The organism is Desulfococcus multivorans (assembly GCF_001854245.1).
Classification (GTDB): Bacteria; Desulfobacterota; Desulfobacteria; order Desulfobacterales; family Desulfococcaceae; genus Desulfococcus; species Desulfococcus multivorans.
On the sequence record NZ_CP015381.1, the window covers coordinates 2,314,966 to 2,331,941 of the forward strand.

Annotated in this window: 13 protein-coding genes; 4 read left to right on the forward strand and 9 right to left on the reverse strand. The window is 58.2% G+C overall.

The genetic code is table 11. From position 1 onward, the window contains the following. Positions 1-9: 9 nt before the first annotated feature. The 4 genes from dmul_RS10105 to dmul_RS10115 all read right to left on the reverse strand — a co-directional run bounded on the left by dmul_RS10105 (position 10) and on the right by dmul_RS10115 (position 5,996). Entirely contained in the window at positions 10-2,808 is a 2,799-nt protein-coding gene (locus dmul_RS10105; RefSeq protein WP_020875059.1) for a UPF0182 family protein, read from the reverse strand. Positions 2,809-2,930: 122 nt separating this feature from the next. Beyond that, complete coding sequence (locus dmul_RS10110; RefSeq protein ID WP_159449705.1) at positions 2,931-4,640, reverse strand: ABC1 kinase family protein; 1,710 nt, start codon at positions 4,638-4,640, stop codon at positions 2,931-2,933. A 29-nt stretch (positions 4,641-4,669) separates the two neighbouring features. Beyond that, the gene (locus dmul_RS20235; RefSeq protein ID WP_020875061.1) at positions 4,670-4,813 is read right to left on the reverse strand and encodes a hypothetical protein; all 144 of its coding nucleotides are present in this window, start codon (positions 4,811-4,813) and stop codon (positions 4,670-4,672) included. Between the two features lie 13 nt (positions 4,814-4,826). Next, a complete protein-coding gene (locus dmul_RS10115; protein ID WP_020875062.1) occupies positions 4,827-5,996 on the reverse strand; it encodes an aminotransferase class V-fold PLP-dependent enzyme in 1,170 nt (389 codons plus the stop codon). Positions 5,997-6,271: 275 nt separating this feature from the next. Here dmul_RS10115 and dmul_RS10120 point away from each other — a divergent pair, with 275 nt between their 5' ends. Further along, positions 6,272-6,967: a response regulator gene (locus dmul_RS10120; RefSeq protein WP_020875063.1), complete on the forward strand. Its 696-nt coding sequence runs from the start codon at positions 6,272-6,274 to the stop codon at positions 6,965-6,967. Between the two features lie 539 nt (positions 6,968-7,506). Beyond that, complete coding sequence (locus dmul_RS10125; RefSeq protein ID WP_407918624.1) at positions 7,507-8,787, forward strand: HAMP domain-containing sensor histidine kinase; 1,281 nt, start codon at positions 7,507-7,509, stop codon at positions 8,785-8,787. Here dmul_RS10125 and dmul_RS10130 read toward each other — a convergent pair. The 5 genes from dmul_RS10130 to dmul_RS10150 all read right to left on the reverse strand — a co-directional run bounded on the left by dmul_RS10130 (position 8,747) and on the right by dmul_RS10150 (position 13,594). Next, positions 8,747-10,141 (reverse strand): sigma-54-dependent transcriptional regulator, encoded by a 1,395-nt coding sequence (locus dmul_RS10130; protein ID WP_020875065.1) that lies wholly within the window; start codon positions 10,139-10,141, stop codon positions 8,747-8,749. The genes dmul_RS10125 and dmul_RS10130 overlap by 41 nt on opposite strands. After that, positions 10,138-11,298: a sensor histidine kinase gene (locus tag dmul_RS10135; protein WP_020875066.1), complete on the reverse strand. Its 1,161-nt coding sequence runs from the start codon at positions 11,296-11,298 to the stop codon at positions 10,138-10,140. The genes dmul_RS10130 and dmul_RS10135 overlap by 4 nt, the downstream gene beginning before the upstream one ends. After that, positions 11,295-11,783 (reverse strand): hypothetical protein, encoded by a 489-nt coding sequence (locus dmul_RS10140; protein WP_020875067.1) that lies wholly within the window; start codon positions 11,781-11,783, stop codon positions 11,295-11,297. Before dmul_RS10140 ends, dmul_RS10135 begins: the two co-directional genes overlap by 4 nt. Continuing rightward, positions 11,780-12,340: a hypothetical protein gene (locus tag dmul_RS10145; protein ID WP_020875068.1), complete on the reverse strand. Its 561-nt coding sequence runs from the start codon at positions 12,338-12,340 to the stop codon at positions 11,780-11,782. The genes dmul_RS10140 and dmul_RS10145 overlap by 4 nt, the downstream gene beginning before the upstream one ends. Before the next feature lie 105 nt (positions 12,341-12,445). Beyond that, on the reverse strand, positions 12,446-13,594 hold the full coding sequence (locus dmul_RS10150; RefSeq protein WP_276327563.1) for a sulfite exporter TauE/SafE family protein: 1,149 nt from the start codon (positions 13,592-13,594) through the stop codon (positions 12,446-12,448). Positions 13,595-14,272: 678 nt separating this feature from the next. On the opposite strand from dmul_RS10150, the gene dmul_RS10160 reads away from it, so the two are divergent. Then, positions 14,273-14,782, forward strand: coding sequence for a 4Fe-4S dicluster domain-containing protein (locus dmul_RS10160; RefSeq protein ID WP_020875070.1), 510 nt, complete (start codon positions 14,273-14,275; stop codon positions 14,780-14,782). A gap of 13 nt (positions 14,783-14,795) precedes the next feature. Then, positions 14,796-16,976, forward strand: a complete 2,181-nt coding sequence (locus dmul_RS10165) for an FAD-dependent oxidoreductase (protein WP_020875071.1) — start codon at positions 14,796-14,798, stop codon at positions 16,974-16,976.

Here is a 16,976-nt window from a genome sequence, read left to right on the forward strand (position 1 = left end):
AACCGGCGGCTATTGGCCTTCGGTTTCGGCTTCGGGTGCCGGGGCCGGCGGCGGGACCATGGGCGCTTCATTGCCGGTCCCGGGTGCCGGAACGATGTCCGGAGCCGGCGGCGGGACCATGGGCGCTTCATTGCCGGTCCCGGGTGCCGGAACGATGTCCGGAGCCGGCGGCGCCGGAGCCGGCAGCACCCCGTCTTCGGCGGCCGGGAAACGCCTCTGGATGCGTTCCAATCGCATCGCCAGCATTTTTTGGAGCGTTTCAATACACTCCTCGATAGTGCGCTCCATCACCACCAGTTCCCCCTGGCTGACGATGATCCGCTGGAGTTCCGGAATCTTCAGGCCCTTGGCCGATATCATGTAGATCGGTTGAATGTAGAGGATCAGATCTTCCAGGGGCAGAAGCACCATCCGACCGAACTGGACCTGGGATCCGGCTTGATCCCAGAGACTCAGCTGTTGAGCGATGAGACTGTTCTGATTGATCTGCGCCTCGATCTGGGAAGGACCGTACACCTGCTGACCGCGGGGGAAGCTGTATACGGTGACCCGGCCGTAATTGGAAACATCGCAGCCCACCGTGACGATCGACCGGAGGTTGTCCCGACCGATGGGGCTCATGGGGCTCACCAGTATGAAGCCCTGGTCGTCCCCCGCCTTGAGGCTGACGGTCATATAGTAGGGATTCATGGGGCCCCGGCTCATCTTGGCGAATTCCCACGTGTCCTCGTCCTGATAGAACTGTTCCGGATTCGTCTGGTGATACTTGGCGAAGATGGCCATCTGAACGGCAAAAAGATCCCGGGGATAGCGGACGTGATTCCGCAGATCCTCGGGCATTTCGCTCATCGGCTTCAGAAGCCCGGGGTAAATCCGGTCGTAGGCATCGGCGATGGGATCCTCCGGATCGGCCAGGTAATACATCACCGTACCGTTGTAGGCGTCGATAACGATCTTCACCGAGTTGCGGATATAGTTGAAATCCTTGCCATAGAAGGTGGATGCGGGATCGGTGGTGCGATAGGCGTGGGCGTTGGGAAAATATGCCGATGTGGTGTAGGCGTCCATGATCCAGAACATCCCCCTGGGGGTGGCCACGATGTAGGGATCCTTGTCCATCAGGAAATAGGGCGTGATCTGGTTCACCGCCTCGACGATGTTCCTGCGGAGCAGAATACGGCTCCTGGAGGTCGTCTTGGTACTGAAAAAAATGTTGCGGTCGTTGAAATACACCGAAAACAACAGCTTCCGAAGAAGGGTGGTAATGGGGATGCCGCCGCTTCCCGCATAGTCCGTCATAATATCTTTGTCGCCCCGCTGATGATCGATCTCTCCGATGTCGTTGGGCGCGATGGCATAGGCATAATCCTGTTCGCCGTAGTAAATTCTCGGCTCGCGCACCGTAATCCCGTAATCCGACTGCAGGGGGATATCGCGCATGAACCATGTCATGGGCTCTTCTCCGCCCTGGGCGGCAGGGCTCATGACCACGCCGTAACCGTGGGTGTACTGCAGGTGCCGGTTGATCCAGTTCTGGGCCGCTTCGGGCAGGTCATCGAGGTTGATCTCCCGCGCGCCGATGTTGACCTGCTGGTAGACGTCCGCCACGGTGTACCGGTCTTCGTCCACGTCCGGAAAGGAGTAGTAGGTCCTGAACCCCTGAAGCTGACGGTAGACCTCGTCCAGGAGTTCCCGGTCCCACACCGGTATGTTGGACAGGGCATCCTGAAGCGCGGGGTTCTTCTCCAGATCGAGATTCTGAGTGACGCGGAGATTATCCGTTATGACCTGGTCGAGCTTATAGGCTTTAAGGGTCGACGCGACGCTGGTTTCGATGAACGGCTTTTCCCGGATCATCTCGTTGGGCTGAACGACGTATTTATCCACCGACTCGTGAAGAGAGGTCGTATTGTAGACGCCCAGAAATATCAGGAAAAACGCCGCGAACACCACACCAGCCTTGAGAAATTTGCGCTTGAAGAAAAACAGAAGGAACGAAACGGCCGTTCCCAGAAAGGTAAACGTCGTCAACAGGATCAGGGGGATGTCGATCCAGTTCTCGATGAACCCCGGGCCGTAAAAAATAGGCTCATGGGTTTCAACATACTGGAGTTCGACGATTTTGAGCAGAAACCCCCACGTCTGCAACAACACGACGATGAGGGCCACGATGGCCAGATGGATTTTGGCACCTTTGGGAATGACCTCTTCTATCCGGCAGAGCAGACGATTTTCGACGAAATAGAGGATGAAAAGAAAGGCGAAAAGAAAGATGAAGACCATCATGAGCTGAGACTGCAGAAACTCGTATATCGGGTATCCAAACAGGAAAAAGCTGATGTCCAGACCGAGATCGATGTCCCGATATCCGGCGGAGCTCCCGAAGAAGAACAGCAACCCCTGCTCCCAACGTTCATAAAAGGGAACGGAAATCGGAAAGGCGAGAAAAACCGATATGGGGGTGTAGATCTTCATGGATCCGCTTTGGATCATCTTCATCCAGCGTCGTGTCTTCCGTTCGTTCTCGGCGGTATCGGGCATGACGCAGGAGTCCGGGGAGAGGCCCAGGTATCGCGATGCAATCCAGAAATTGAAGAAGAAAATGAGAAACAGGACCAGGGTGACGGCGCCGAAAATCAGGTACCGGTAAAAGAGCCGCATGAGGTAATATCCCTTGAGGTTCTGAGAATCGAACCACCAGAGATTCACGAAAAAATTGAGAAAAACGAAATTGAATATGACGTAGGCCACTGAGAGCAGTATGATCGCGACAATGCCCAGGACAAGCCACCGCACCCACTTCTGCATCCTTCCCTCCTGTATCCGAATCGCAATGTAACAGCGCCGATCCCGGAAGGGGCGCCGCCGTCATGGGAAACCAGTTTAACATCGTCACCCTATCAGAGGCATCCGCTATTTTCAAGAGAATCTTACCGGTTGCGCAAGGAGAGCAGAAGGACGAAACCCCCCGTGATCATGAAAATTTTTCCGAAAAATACCCCACCCGCGATCCCGAATAGGACGGCTCCGGAAACCAGAAGACCGGCCGCGAGGACATGGTTCGCCAGCCGATCCACCGACCGACCGATATCGGTCAGGACACGACGCCCATCCTGATCAGGGGTCATCCGCACCACCAGCCGGCCCTGATGAATTCGGTCCATCATGGCATCCGCCTTACGGGGCAGCCGGCACAACGCTCGGAGGAGTGCGACCGTGTTTTCGGGCAGGGAGAGGAAGGACCTTTCCATGGCTGATGCGGCGTAGCGTCGGGCGTAAGGAATGGTTTTGGACCAGACGTCGAATTCGGGGTCCAAATGGGCGGCCATCCCGGACAGGATGCCGACGGCACGGATGACGAAGAGCATATCCGCCTGGAATTGAAACGGGGCGTTGAGAATGACGTCGCTGTATTCCCGCGCGAAGTATCGGGCCTCCCTGATGGCTGCTTCATGGAGCCGCCCGGCCTGAACGCCCCAGAACCGGTCGAGCAGGGCTTCGTGGACCGCCTCCAGCCGCTGCAGATCCGCATGGGGCAGAAGTGTGCCGGCCTTGAGATACGATGCGACGATCCGGCGAGCGTCTCGGGTCCCGAGACCCACGGCATAGTCTCGCAGGGCGGATTGAAGCCGCTCCGGGATGAAAATCATCATACCGAAATCGACGAAAACGATCTGAAATGGGCGGTTCGGTCCGCAGGGCACTGAATCTCCCGGCGCAAAAGCCGTCACGCCCCTTTCGAATTCCTCCGGGAGCGGCAACGGGCGTACAAACAGGTTTCCGGGATGCGGGTCGACATGAACGAAATGGGTTTCAAAGACCTGCCGCATATAGAGCGCGTAAAGGCGGTCCGCCACGCGTGCCGGATCGATCCCCACCCGGCGGAGGGCATCGACGTCGCCGATCTTGATGAAGCCGACGTCCTCCAGCGTCAACGTGCCGCCGGCCGAATGGGACCAGTAGATTTTGGGGATATAGACCCCGGGATCATCGGCGGTATCCTCAGCCAGGCGCTCGGCGTTTTGTCCTTCGTTGGAAAAATCGAGTTCCTTCCGCGTCACGGCGCTGAACTCCCGATAGAGCCAGTCCGGATCGATCCGTCGCCGGATGGGTTCGTACCATTTCAACCAGGCGAGCGCTGCTTTGACGGCGGCAAGATCCGCCGCCACCCGCTCCTCGATTCCCGGTCTCAACACCTTGGAGACGGCCCGTTCTCCGGTGTCGAGGCGCACCGCGTGGACCTGGGCCAGGGAAGCGGCACCGACCGGAACCGGGGAAATCCATGCGAAAACCTCATCGGCCGGCCGGCCGAAATCCAAAGCGATACGGGCTTTGATCCGATCGAAGGATTCGGGCGGCACCTCATCCTGAAGATCGGACAACTCCCTGGTGATCTCCATCGGAAGGATATCCACACGAATGCTCAAGAATTGGCCCAACTTGATCAGAACCCCGCCCATTTCCACCGCCAGGGCGCGAAACTCCCGGGCGATTTGCCGCCATCGGCCAATCGGTTCCGGGCGGAACCGTCTGAGGAGGGGACGGTTGATGAGAACATCCCACCATAGGGCCTGAATCACCACCTTCAGAAAAAAAGCTCTGACCCTGCGATAACGCTGAATATCGATGTCAATGTCCACGGACCGTGGTTCACCAGTCATTTGATCCGTCAGGTCGGACACCCGGTTCCATTTTTGAGGGATTTTCGGGTGCCTTCGGCCAGCCAGTCGAGCAGCCGCCGAACCCAACCTTTCTTTGTCGGAACGCCCGCCTCGGCGGTGCTTCGATCAATGTCGATCTTGTCTTCTTTCATCTCTGTCACCTTTCTATCGTCTCACGGACTGGGCGTACATCTGCCCCATGCAGGCCTGGGAGAGGGATCGCGCCGCTGCATCGATCTGGTACTCGGACAGATAGATATGGGGGGAGAAACGGATCCGTCCCAGACGTTCGGCAGCGACCACCTTCTGTTCAGCCAGACGCTGGACCATGGGACCGGACTGAACGCCGGGTTTTTCACAGACCACGATGCCGGTGGGGTGATCCGGAAACCGATCCGAGAGCACCTGGAAGCCGATATTCCGAAGCCGCTGCTTCAGATATTCGGCCAACTCGAAAATCCGATCGCGGACCTTGTCGAAGCCGATCTGCTCCAGGTAGGTCAAGGCGGCCAGGAAATAGACCCAGTCGCCGATACTGGGGGTCGAAAACGTGAAGCGGTCCGCGGTGGGTTTAAAATCGCTTTTGTACGGAAGATACACCTCGTCCATGACCACCGAGGAGGTGCCCACAAAGACCGGATCCAGCTCCGTCAGCCGTTTTTCGGCAATGTACAGGACGCCCAATCCCAGTGGGCCCATCAGCCATTTCCAGGCGGAAAACGCCATGAAATCGATGTTCATGCGTCGAACGTCCATGGGCTGCATACCGACACCCTGGGCACCGTCCACCACAAAGCGGATATCCCGATCACGGCAAAGTTCGCCGATGCGGGCCAGGGGCAGCCGCATGCCGGTGCACCAGTGAACCGCTGAAAGGGTGATCAGACGCGTCCGCGACGTCACCATGGCCAGCAGTGCTTCGAAGAAGGCGTCGGGGGTGGGGGCCGCGGGGGCCGTCAAGAGTTTTACCCCTTTATCACCCCAGTGGCGCCAGGGATAGACGTTGCTGGGGTACTCGTTTTCAAGCAGAATAATCTCGTCGCCCGGATCAAAACGCAGCCCGCGGGAGATCACGTTCATCCCCTCCGCCGTGTTGTGGAGCAGGCAGAGTTCCTCGGGTGCGCATCCCAGAAGGGTGGAAAGCACGGCCTTGATTCGACGCAGAACGCGTCCATAGTCGGCCGCGGCGGCGTGGGCGCCGTGTTGGGCGAAATCGTTCAGGAAGCGCGTCATTGCCTCGATGACGTAGGTTCCCGCAGGCGTGATGCCGCAGTTGTTGAGCCATATCTTTTCACGGTTGATCGGGTAATTATCGTAGACATGCCGCCAGTTCATAACCTCTCCTGAATTTAACATAATTTTAACATCATTTCATTTTTATTCATGATATGTTGATGTGAACAATTTCGCAATCTTTTTAATGACGCAATTTCCAGGGAGACTGAAGGCCGAAGGCTGAAGACTGAAGGGGGCACAAACGCCTCGTTCGCCGAGGACGCGCCATTCGTTGCAGGCGCACCCCTTCAGCTTTCAGTCTTCAGCCTTTCATGAAATCATCAGAGCGACGGCTCGGCCGAAACCGTTGTCGCGTCACCGGGAGACGGAAAAAGATGACCACCAAAGCACGTATTCTCGTCGTGGATGATGAAGAGGACATCCTTGAACTCGTCCGATACAACCTCGTCGGTGAGGGCTTCGATGTGATTCCGGCGGAGACCGGCGAACAAGCCCTCAAAATCGCCGGAAACGAACATCCCGATCTGATTCTTCTGGACCTGATGCTGCCAGGGATCAACGGCATCGAAGTGGCCAAGCGACTTAAAAACAATGTCAGAACCCGCGACATTCCAATCATTATGCTGACGGCCAGGGGGGAAGAGGCCGACATTGTGCTGGGCCTGGAAATCGGGGCCGACGATTATGTGACCAAGCCCTTCAGTCCCCGGGTTCTGAATGCCAGGACCCGAGCGGTCATCCGGCGGAACAGGTCGGATGTCGCGGACCCCGGCACCGTCATCCGCATCCGGGATCTGGTCATCGATCCCGGCAGACGCAGGGTCGAGCTCCGGGGAAAGGAGATCGACCTGTCCTTCACGGAATTCCAGATTCTGCTCTTTCTAAGCCGTCGCCCCGGTTGGGTGTTCACCCGATCCCAGATCGTCGACGCCGTCAGGGGCGAAAATTACCCCGTCACCGACCGGAGCGTGGATGTCCAGATCGTCGGGCTGCGAAAAAAACTCGGCTCCTGCGGGAACTATATCCAGACGGTCCGCGCCGTCGGATACCGGTTCAAGGAACTGTCATGAAAACGCCCAAGAGCCTGTTCTGGCGGATTTACCCGTCTTATCTTGTCGTCATCCTGATGGCGCTTGCCCTGGTCGGCCTCCACACCTCGGCCGTCATGAAACGCTACTATCACGAACAGATGACCCTGGGGCTCGAATCCCGGGCGAACCTGTTGCGGAATTCGGTTCTGGGGCGTCTGACGCCCCTCGACGAGGCCGCCCTCGACCGTTTGTGCAAAACAGCCGGTCGCCATGCCGACACCCGCATTACCGTCGTCCTGCCCTCGGGCAGGGTGGTCGGGGACTCCGAGGAAATCCCCGCACGCATGGACAACCACGCAGGAAGGCCTGAAATCAGCAAGGCCTTTCGGGGATCGACCGGACAGTCCATCCGGCACAGCGAAACCCTGTCGACGTCCATGATGTACGTTGCCGTGCCTGTCGAGCGGCAGGGCAGAACACTGGCGGTGATTCGGACGGCGCTGCCGCTGGATGAGATCGGTCGAAAGATAGGCGGCTTTCAACGAACGATTTTCCAGGCGGGTCTTCTGGTCGCCCTGATGGCGGCTGTGATCGGTTATGCCGTGGCCCGCCGCATCGCCCGCCCCATCGAGGAGGTCCGAAAGGGCGCCGAGCGATTCGCCAAAGGGGATTTCACCTATGCCATCCCCCCGCCCAAGTCCAAAGAGATGGTTATGCTGGTCAACACGCTTACCCAGATGGCGTCGGAGCTCAACGACCGCATTCAGACCGTGGACCGGCAGCGCGGAGAACTCGAGGCGGTGCTGTCGAGCATGCAGGAGGGCGTCATCGCCTTCAACATGGACGAAACCCTCATCAACGCCAATGCGGCGGCTGCCGGAATGTTCAATTTCAAACCATCCAACGCCATCGGTCGAAGCATTCAGGAGGTCATTCGAAATCCCCAGCTCCATCGGTTCGTTCATGACGCCCTGGGCGGGAAGAGCGACACCGAAGGCGAGATCCGTCTCTATCAGGAAGAGGCGGAACGCATCCTCGGCACCCATTCGTCGCCGCTTCGTGAATCCAACGGCAAACGGATCGGCACATTGATCGTTTTTCACGACATCACCCGACTGAGGCGGCTGGAAACCGTACGCCGGGAATTCGCGGCCAACGTCTCCCATGAAATCAAGACACCGTTGACGGCCATCAAGGGGTTTGTCGAAACCCTGCTCGGCGGCGCGGTGGACGATCCCGAGGCGGCCAGGCGCTTTCTTCGGATCATCGAAAAACATGCCGACCGACTCACCGCCATAATCGAGGATTTGATGAAGCTCTCCGAGATCGAGCAGAAAGGGCGGAACCGGGGGATCGGATTGAAGCGGGAAGCCATGGCGCCGGTTATCCGGAACGCCGTCGAGGTTTGCCGGGTCCGGGCCGACGAAAAGAAGATCGCCGTGGAGGTGGACTGCGACGAAGCCGTCGTCGCCGAGATCAACGCCCATTTCCTGGAGCAGGCCGTGGTCAATCTCGTGGACAACGCCCTCAAGTACAGCGGCACCGGCAAAGCGGTCCGCGTTCGGTCACGGCTTATCAAAGACAGCGTCGAGATTCGCATCGAGGACGAGGGCATCGGCATCCCCGGATCTCACCTGCCCCGGCTTTTCGAGCGGTTTTACCGTGTCGACAAATCCCGCAGCCGAAAGGAAGGGGGCACCGGCCTGGGGCTCGCCATCGTGAAGCATATCGTGCAGGCCCACGGGGGGAAGATCGATGTCGAGAGCACCCCGGGCAAAGGCAGCACCTTCATCATTCGTCTGCCGACCGTCGGCGGGGTCAACGGAACCGATCCGCCAGAATGCGGTAGCGCCGCATGATCTGCTGGAGAGACTGACGTTCGAGGCCGCATTTGCGGGCGGCCTGGGTGACGTTTCCGCCGGTTTCGGCGAGGAGCCGTCCAATGTAGGCATTGTTGAAGCGCTGCAGATTTCTTTCCTTGGCATCCCTGTAGGGCAGGTCGAGCAAGGTCTCTTCCTCCGGACAGTCCCCCGTTCCGGACAGTCTTTCGATCCCGATGTCCCGGGGCTGAATCTCTTCGCCGCCGGAAAAGAGAATCCCCTGGATGATGACGTTCTCCAGTTCACGCACATTGCCCTCCCAGGGGCGTTCGACAAGCAGTTCCATCAATTTGGGTGACAGCGTCTTCAGGGGCTTCGAAAGCTTGCGGCAGTGCTTTGCCAGGATATGATCGGCAATCAGGGGAATATCCTCCCGACGCTCCCGAAGCGGCGGTAAGGTGATGGGCAGAACGTTCAGACGGTAAAAAAAGTCCTCCCGGAAGGTACCCTCCCGAATCTTCTCCCGAAGGTTCTGGTTGGTGGACGAAATGATCCGGACATCCACTGAGATGGTCCGGTTGTCGCCAAGGGGCTTGATCTCCTTTTCCTGGATGACCCTGAGAAGCTTCGTTTGAATCGCCGGACTGACGTCGCCGATTTCGTCCAGAAAAAGCGTCCCCTTGTCGGCCTCCTGAAAAAGGCCGATCTTGTTTTGGGTGGCGTGGGTAAAAGCGCCTTTCTTGTAGCCGAAAAGCTCGCTTTCGAGGATGTGCTCGGGAACGGTCGGACAATTGACGGGGACATAGGGCCCTTCGCTTCGGGCGCTCAAGGCATGAATGGCCCGGGCGGTCAGGTCCTTCCCGGTACCGGATTCTCCGGTGATCAGGACCGTAAACTCCGTATTGGCCACCATCCGGATGGTCTCGAATACCCGCTGCATGACGGCGCTCTTTCCCACCAGATCCTGAAAGACGTGGGACGTTCGGGTCTCTTTTTTCAGACGGAGGTTTTCCCGGATCAGGCTGCTGCGCTCCAGGGCCTTTTCCAGCCGGAGTACAAGCGCATCGTGGTCAAACGGTTTGGTGATGAAATCGTAGGCACCGTGCTTCATGGCTTCCACTGCCGTCTCGATGGAGCCGTGACCCGTCATCATCACGACGGTCTGTTCGGGATAATCCCGTTTGACCATCTCCAGCAGGGCAAGTCCGTCCATACCCGGCATCTTGATGTCCGCCAGAATCAGATCGAAATATCCCTGGGAGACGTGCCGGAGCGCCTCGGTTCCGGACGATGCGAGGGTCACCCGGCATTTCAGGTCCGGTTCGAGGCTGCGTTTCAGCAGCACGAGCATGTCCGGTTCGTCGTCAACGATGAGAATGGCGCGCGTTGTCATGATACATGATCTCCCGGCCGGGGCGTGGCCGGCAGCGTAATCGTGAATTCGGCGCCTTTGCCGGGTTCGCTCTCCACGGAAATGTTCCCGCCGTGATTTTTCACGATGCCGTAGCTGACGGCCAGACCCAGGCCTGTGCCTTCTCCGGTGGGTTTGGTGGTGAAAAACGGATCGAAAATACGGGGAAGATCCTTCTTTTCAATGCCGTAGCCCGTATCCTTGACGCGTATCAGAAGCTGACCCGCAGGCGCGTCGTACAGCGTGGCGATTCGAATGGTTCCTTGATTGTGGTTGGCATGCTGGGCGTTCATGATGAGATTGATCAGCACCTGTCGTATCTTTTTTTCGTCCATGTAAAGCGGGGGCGCACTCCGATCGTATTCTCTCCGGAAGGTGAGCGCATTGGCGCCGGCCTGGTGGGTAACGAAAACCAGCACCTCCTCGATGATATCGTGGATATCGACCAGGGTGTTTTCCGGTTTCGAGCTTCGGGCGAAATTGAGAAGATCGGCAACGATGGCCTTGCAGTTCTTGACATGCTTCTCGATGATCTTGAGGTCTTCGAATTTCTGTGTGCCGGCAGGCTCGGATCGAATCAACAGCTGGGTATACCCCAGGATAATGCCGAGTGGATTGTTGATTTCGTGGGCGATGCCCGAGGAGAGCTGACCGATGGAGGCCAGCTTGTCCGCCTGGGCGATTTGTTTTTCGGAGCGTGCCAGAGCCTCGGTCCGCTCCCTTACGCGCCTCTCCAGGTTTTCGTTCAGGTCGAGCAGCTCGCGATGGGCGGTTTGAATGGCGGTCTTATCGTTCATAATCTCCCGATACACCCGCCATGCCTGTCCGAAAAAGAGGGTAATGGACGCCACGATGATCAGCATGAAGGTGTTGACCCCGCCGCTGAAGGGCCGAATGAGCTCCCACACCTCCCCGTGCCCCGTGAAAAGCAGGACCTGCTTCAGGATGTGGCCGGCGGAGCGGGATACCGCGAACCCGGCCAGAAAATAACTCATCCAGAGGAGGTAGGTCCACATCAGGTGATTGGGGTTTCGTCGGTTCAGCTCCCGTGTCAGTCCGATGCACATGAAGCTCAGAACGATCATGGCGACGGAACCCACCAGGTCCACCACGATAATGGGAATGGCCGGCACGATCATGGGCCTGCCGGGACCTCGTCGGCCGGGTGTCGCTTGAGGAGCTGTTTCAGCCCCAGATAAAGCAGAAACAGGGCCGGCACGCAGAAGAGGTGGTCAAGCTTGACCAGGTAGTAAAGCCCCTTGATCCAGTCGACGTCCGGGATCGAATCGATCTGCAACATCCAGTCATCGCGTCGGGCAACCTGGATGATGGGGTATTGCTCGTCCATGAGGTGAACAGTGAAGGCGTCGATGGTCCAGAAAATGAAGAAAAGCGCTGAATACTGAAGGTTGCGCCATCCCCCCGTCAGCACCAGACCCCGCCGCCTCAGCCAGTAGATGAGAAGCCCCATGGAATAGGCCAGGAAGAGGTGAGACATCTGGTGGACGTACAAACCCTCGGGGTCCCCGTGGGCCTGGGTGGCGAAAACCGGACCCGGAGCGGCCAGAGTCATCCCGGCGGCCATGAGAAGCGCGTATGAAACGCGGCTCCCGACGGTACTCAAGACACCTCCGGCTGCTCCGCGAGCATTTTCTGGACACCCCTGAAATAGGGAAGCCACGGCCTCATGTACTTGAAGAGAATCCGGCAGCCGACGTAGATCGGAAAAAAGGAGAACAGGTACCCCACGCTTTCCAGCCCCACAAGGGAAAAGGGGAAACCAACGGCAAATTCCACACCCCCGAACCGGGTCTGCATCCAACCGAGGGCGAAGGGGATGGGCCAGAGGATCCCGCAGGAATAGGCGGCCATGGTGAAAAACTGCTTTCCCCATTCGTCGGTGGCTTCCTTGTTGAGGGCCTTGTATCCGGACTGGTTCCCCGCGGCATAAGCCGAGAAGGCCATTTTCTCCTTCCGGGCAACTTCTTGCTTCATTCCGTCGATATGGGATCGGTTGAACCGAATGGCCAGGGAGACGCAGATCTCGCCGATCACCACCGTCATGAACGCCAGGACGAAGGTGCCGATGAAATAATCGACGATGGGAATGCCGGTCCCCCGATAAAAAAAGATCAGGAAAGGGTCCACGATCCGGTAAAAGTCTGTGAAAAAAGAGGCCATCGTTTCATATCCTCGAAGATCGGCAGGGTTGGCGAACGCACCGTCGATCCGGCTGCCGCACCCAATGGGCGGCGGCCGGACCGGCGGTTTGGAGAAACACGGAATTTACAGCAGCGAGATGCCGAAAAAGCCTCTCAGGGTGTAGCGCAGCCCGATGTAGAAAGCGAGCACGAGGAAGATCCACTTGAGCACTTTTTCAGGAATGTACTTGCCGGTTCGGGGGCCGATCATGGAGCCCACGAAGATGCCGATGAGCTCGACGCCGATCATGGGCCAATAGACCGGGATACCCTTCATCACCATGAACTGGAAGATGGAGAAAATCATGCCGATGAGAACCGCCAGGGCCGATGTCCCGGCAACCACGAACATGGGGAGGCCCACCACGCTGGTCAGAAAGGGGACGTAAAGGAAGCCGCCGCCCACGCCGATGAAGGAAGCCAGCGCGGAGATGAGAAAACCACCCACGAAGGCCCAGATGGGGCTGAAGGTGAATTTCTGCCCGAAAAAGGAGATTTCGGTTCTGGCAAGGCTCCATTTCAGGGTCTCGACACCCTGCTCACAGATGTCGCCCTTGCACTTGACGGTTTCCTCGAAGGCCTTGACGGCCTCTTTGGCGGCTTTCTTGTTGGACTGACCCTTGGGGCTCATTTCATAGATCATGAAGGCTGCGATCAAAAACACACAGAGCCCGAACCATCCCTGGTACTGGGAGAAACTGACCTTTCCGGCGGTCCCGTAGACGACCATCAGGGTTGCGAACAAGGCGCCGATGCCCAGAAAAAAGCCGAGGGAGGTCACCAGGCGTTTCTGGCGACCATAATTGACGGTGGAGACCAAGGCCGAAAGCCCCACCAGCCACTGGTTGGAAACCCGGATGGAATCGGTCATCAACTTGTTGAGGGGGCTTGCGGTATCCTTGAAGGTCTTGGCATAGGCGCCCAGACCGTAGATGGTGATATGGCCGACGCCGGCCATGACGCCGCCGAAGGCGCCCACCGTCGAGAAAATCCAGCCCACCCAGATGGCCCACAGGAAACACATGATCATACCGGGATCGGGCGCGCCGGGAATGCCAAGAAATCCCGAAGATTTGCTGGGATCGATCTGTCCGGCTCCAGTTCCGATCGGGGCTGCGGCGATGGCGTCCGCCAGTTTGTCGGCATGAGCCGCCGTCGCCGTCAAAAGCGGAAGTCCCACCGTCAGACATATCACGACAATCACCAAAAACGAGGCCAGTTTTTTTTGCATCATTTCCTCCTAATCATAGAGCTTTGAACTTTCATTTCAAAACAAACAGTCCGCACCTTCAATTTGAAGTTTTCCGCGGGTTTCCGGATTTACATCAACAGCCACACCACCTTTCCGTGCAAAATTTCTCTCAGCGGCAACATGCAGCAAACAACATGCCATATTGTCCGGTTCGACTCAAAACCCATGACGTCCACCGCTTCGATGCTTGCCGACAGAAGGCCGCCGAGGGATGGGAACGGGTCGGACCCCTGCCCGGCGAGGCGGGGTCGGCGTTCAAAACACCGCCGGCAGGAGAGCAGCAGCATTTTTTTTATTGCGTCAAATTTACTGCGTCATGATTTTTTATATATATTTTGAGAAAGATAAGCCTATCGCATAAAAATATGACAGATGCAATATTTTCTTTGCAACCCCCTTCACCCCATTCCATCCGAGCGCCGTCTCCCGGGGACGATAAATTTTCTTATCGTATTGATTTTGAAATCTATTGTATGTGATTGGATATTTATTGAGGTCGATATTCATTGAGCGCAAACCTGGCATCGCTATTGCTTGTGAAAAAGCGTCAAAAATGGTATAGGTATATTAACATATCCATAGGGAACTGCTTTCCCTCCGGACCCGGAAAATCCCGGAAAGAGAAACCCGGAAGGATGAGCGGAACAAACGGAGACTTAAATGAGCAAATACTATCTGTTTCAAGACACCCACAAATGCATTGGCTGTCATGCCTGCGAAGTGCAGTGCAAAACCCATAAATCCCTGCCCGTCGGACCGAGGCTGTGCCAGGTGCTGACCGTCGGACCCAAACTTATCGGCGACCTCCCCAAGGCTTCCTATATCTTCATGCCCTGTTTCCATTGTGAAAACCCCTGGTGCGTAGCGGCCTGTCCCACCGGCGCCATGCAGAAACGGGAAAAGGACGGCATCGTGTTTGTGGACAACAACCTCTGCGTGGGATGCAAAACCTGTATTTCGGCCTGTCCGTGGGGCGCCCCTCAATGGAATCCGGAATTGGGTAAGGTGGTCAAGTGCGACTACTGTATGGACCGGATCGATCGCGGTCTCAAACCGGCTTGCGTCACCATCTGCACCACCGGATGCCTCCATTTCGGCAAGGCCGAGGAAACGACGCAGATCCGTCGGGAGCGACACGCCCGTCATGTGGCCGCTCTGGACCAGGAATAGGAGGGGGGACTCAATGGCGAATCAAAGCTGCACCGTGGCGGCCTGTCCGGTAAACGACGCCGTCACTCGCCTGAACGAGGCCCTCGGATCGGGCCGGATCGTTCATCCCCGAAGTCGTCGTATCGCGGAGGAGATTCTGGAACTCCTCAACGACGTGGCCTGGGGGCGAGCGGGAAAGGACCATATCCCGGCCATTCAGGACCTGGCCGCGGAGCTGGTGGATCTTGATCATTCGCCGGCCTCGGTTGAGGTCGGCCGTTCGATTCAGGAGGATCTATCGCGACACCGGGAGGTGTTCATCAGCCATGTGGAGACCCACAACTGCGCCACGGGCGCCTGCGTCAAGCTGGCGCCGGCGCCCTGCCAGATGGCTTGCCCCGCGGGCATCGACGTTCCCACCTATGTGACCCTCATCGGTATGGGAAAAGACGCAGAGGCCATCGAGGTCATCCGACGGGACAACCCCTTTCCCTGGGTCTGCGGCCTCATCTGTACCCGCCCCTGCGAATACATGTGCGTCAGGGGGCGAATCGACACCCCGATTTCCATCAAATTTCTCAAAGCCTTCGCGGCCGAGCGGGCCATGTCCGACGGCAATTACGTCAACCCGTCGAAGGAACCCGATAAAGGCAAAAAGATCTGCGTCGTCGGCGCCGGACCGGGCGGCATGAGCTGCGCATACTATCTGGCCCTCAAAGGATACGCGGTCACCGTCATCGAGGCCCTCCCGTCGGCCGGCGGGATGATCTTCGTCGGCATTCCCCGATACCGTCTTCCCCGGGAGGTCATCGACCGGGAAACGGCCATGCTCGAGGAACTCGGGGTCGAATTCCGGTTCAATACGCGATTGGGGCGGGACGTCACCTTCCCGGACCTCCGGGAAGAGGGATTCGATGCATTTTTCATCGCCGTCGGCGCGCATGCCGCATACAAGCTCAACATCCCGGGCGAAACCGACTATCAGGTGACCGACGCCATCGACCTCCTGCGCCGGGTGGCTCTGGGTGACCGCCGCAAACCCGGCAGACGCGTCGTCGTCATCGGCGGCGGCAACGTGGCCATCGATGCGGCCCGGACCTGTCTGCGGCTGGGATGTGAAGAGGTGACTATCGCCTATCGCCGGACCCGGAACGAAATGCCCGCCGACATCGAGGAGGTGGAGCAGGCCGAGGAAGAGGGGGTCATTTTTTCTTTTCTCACGGTGCCGATCGAGGTGGAGGGCAAAAACGACAAGCCCACCGGGCTTCGGTGCCTCCGGGCCAAGCTGGTGGCCCGGGAAGGCAGCTCGCGCATGTCGCCGGTGCCTGTCGAAGGCAGCGATTTCGTCATGTCGGCGGACGTTGTCATCGGCGCCATCGGCCAACGCGTGGAGCAGTCGTGTCTGGCGGATCTCACCGATATGCACTGGACCCGCCGCAGCACCATCGACGTCAACATGGTCAGCATGGAGACATCGATTCCCGGCGTCTTTGCGGCGGGGGACGCCGTGACCGGTCCCGCCACCGTTATCGAGGCCATCGGCGGCGGAAAACGCGCCGCACTGGCCATCGACCGCTATCTGTCGGGAATTCCGCAGCCCAAAATGCCGCCGGTTCCGGTCCGCCGCGCTCGGGTGGAGCACCTGGAGGTGCCGGCGACGACGAAGATGATCCTGAAGCGGCCCGAGATGCCCCTGCTCAACCTGGATCGCCGTCGCACCACCTTTCAGCAGGTGGAACTGGGATACCCCGAAAACGCGGTCCGGGAGGAGGCCCGTCGTTGCCTGCGGTGCGATATCTGCCGGCGATGCGGCGAGTGCGTCGAGGTCTGCCGGGACAAAATGAAGGTGAACGCCCTCCAGATGGGCTATTTCGACTTCGATCACCCCGTGGAGACCGACTTCAGGGTGACCCAGGATCGCTGCATTCTCTGCGGGGCATGCGCCAACAACTGCCCCAACAACGCCATGCAGATGAAAGACGTCAACGGCGAGCGGGTATTGTCCCTCTGCGGAACGGTGCTCAACCGGAAAAAGATTCTTCATTGCGAGGAATGCGGTGCCGTTCTGGGCACCCGGAAATATATCGAATATATCCGCCGTCGCATCGGCCCCGTCGGCAAGGTCCTCGACAAACGACTGCTGTGCGATGTCTGCCTGAGAAAAAACACGGCAACCGCCAACGTGGAAATCCTTTCCTCTTCCAAGGAGGTGTAA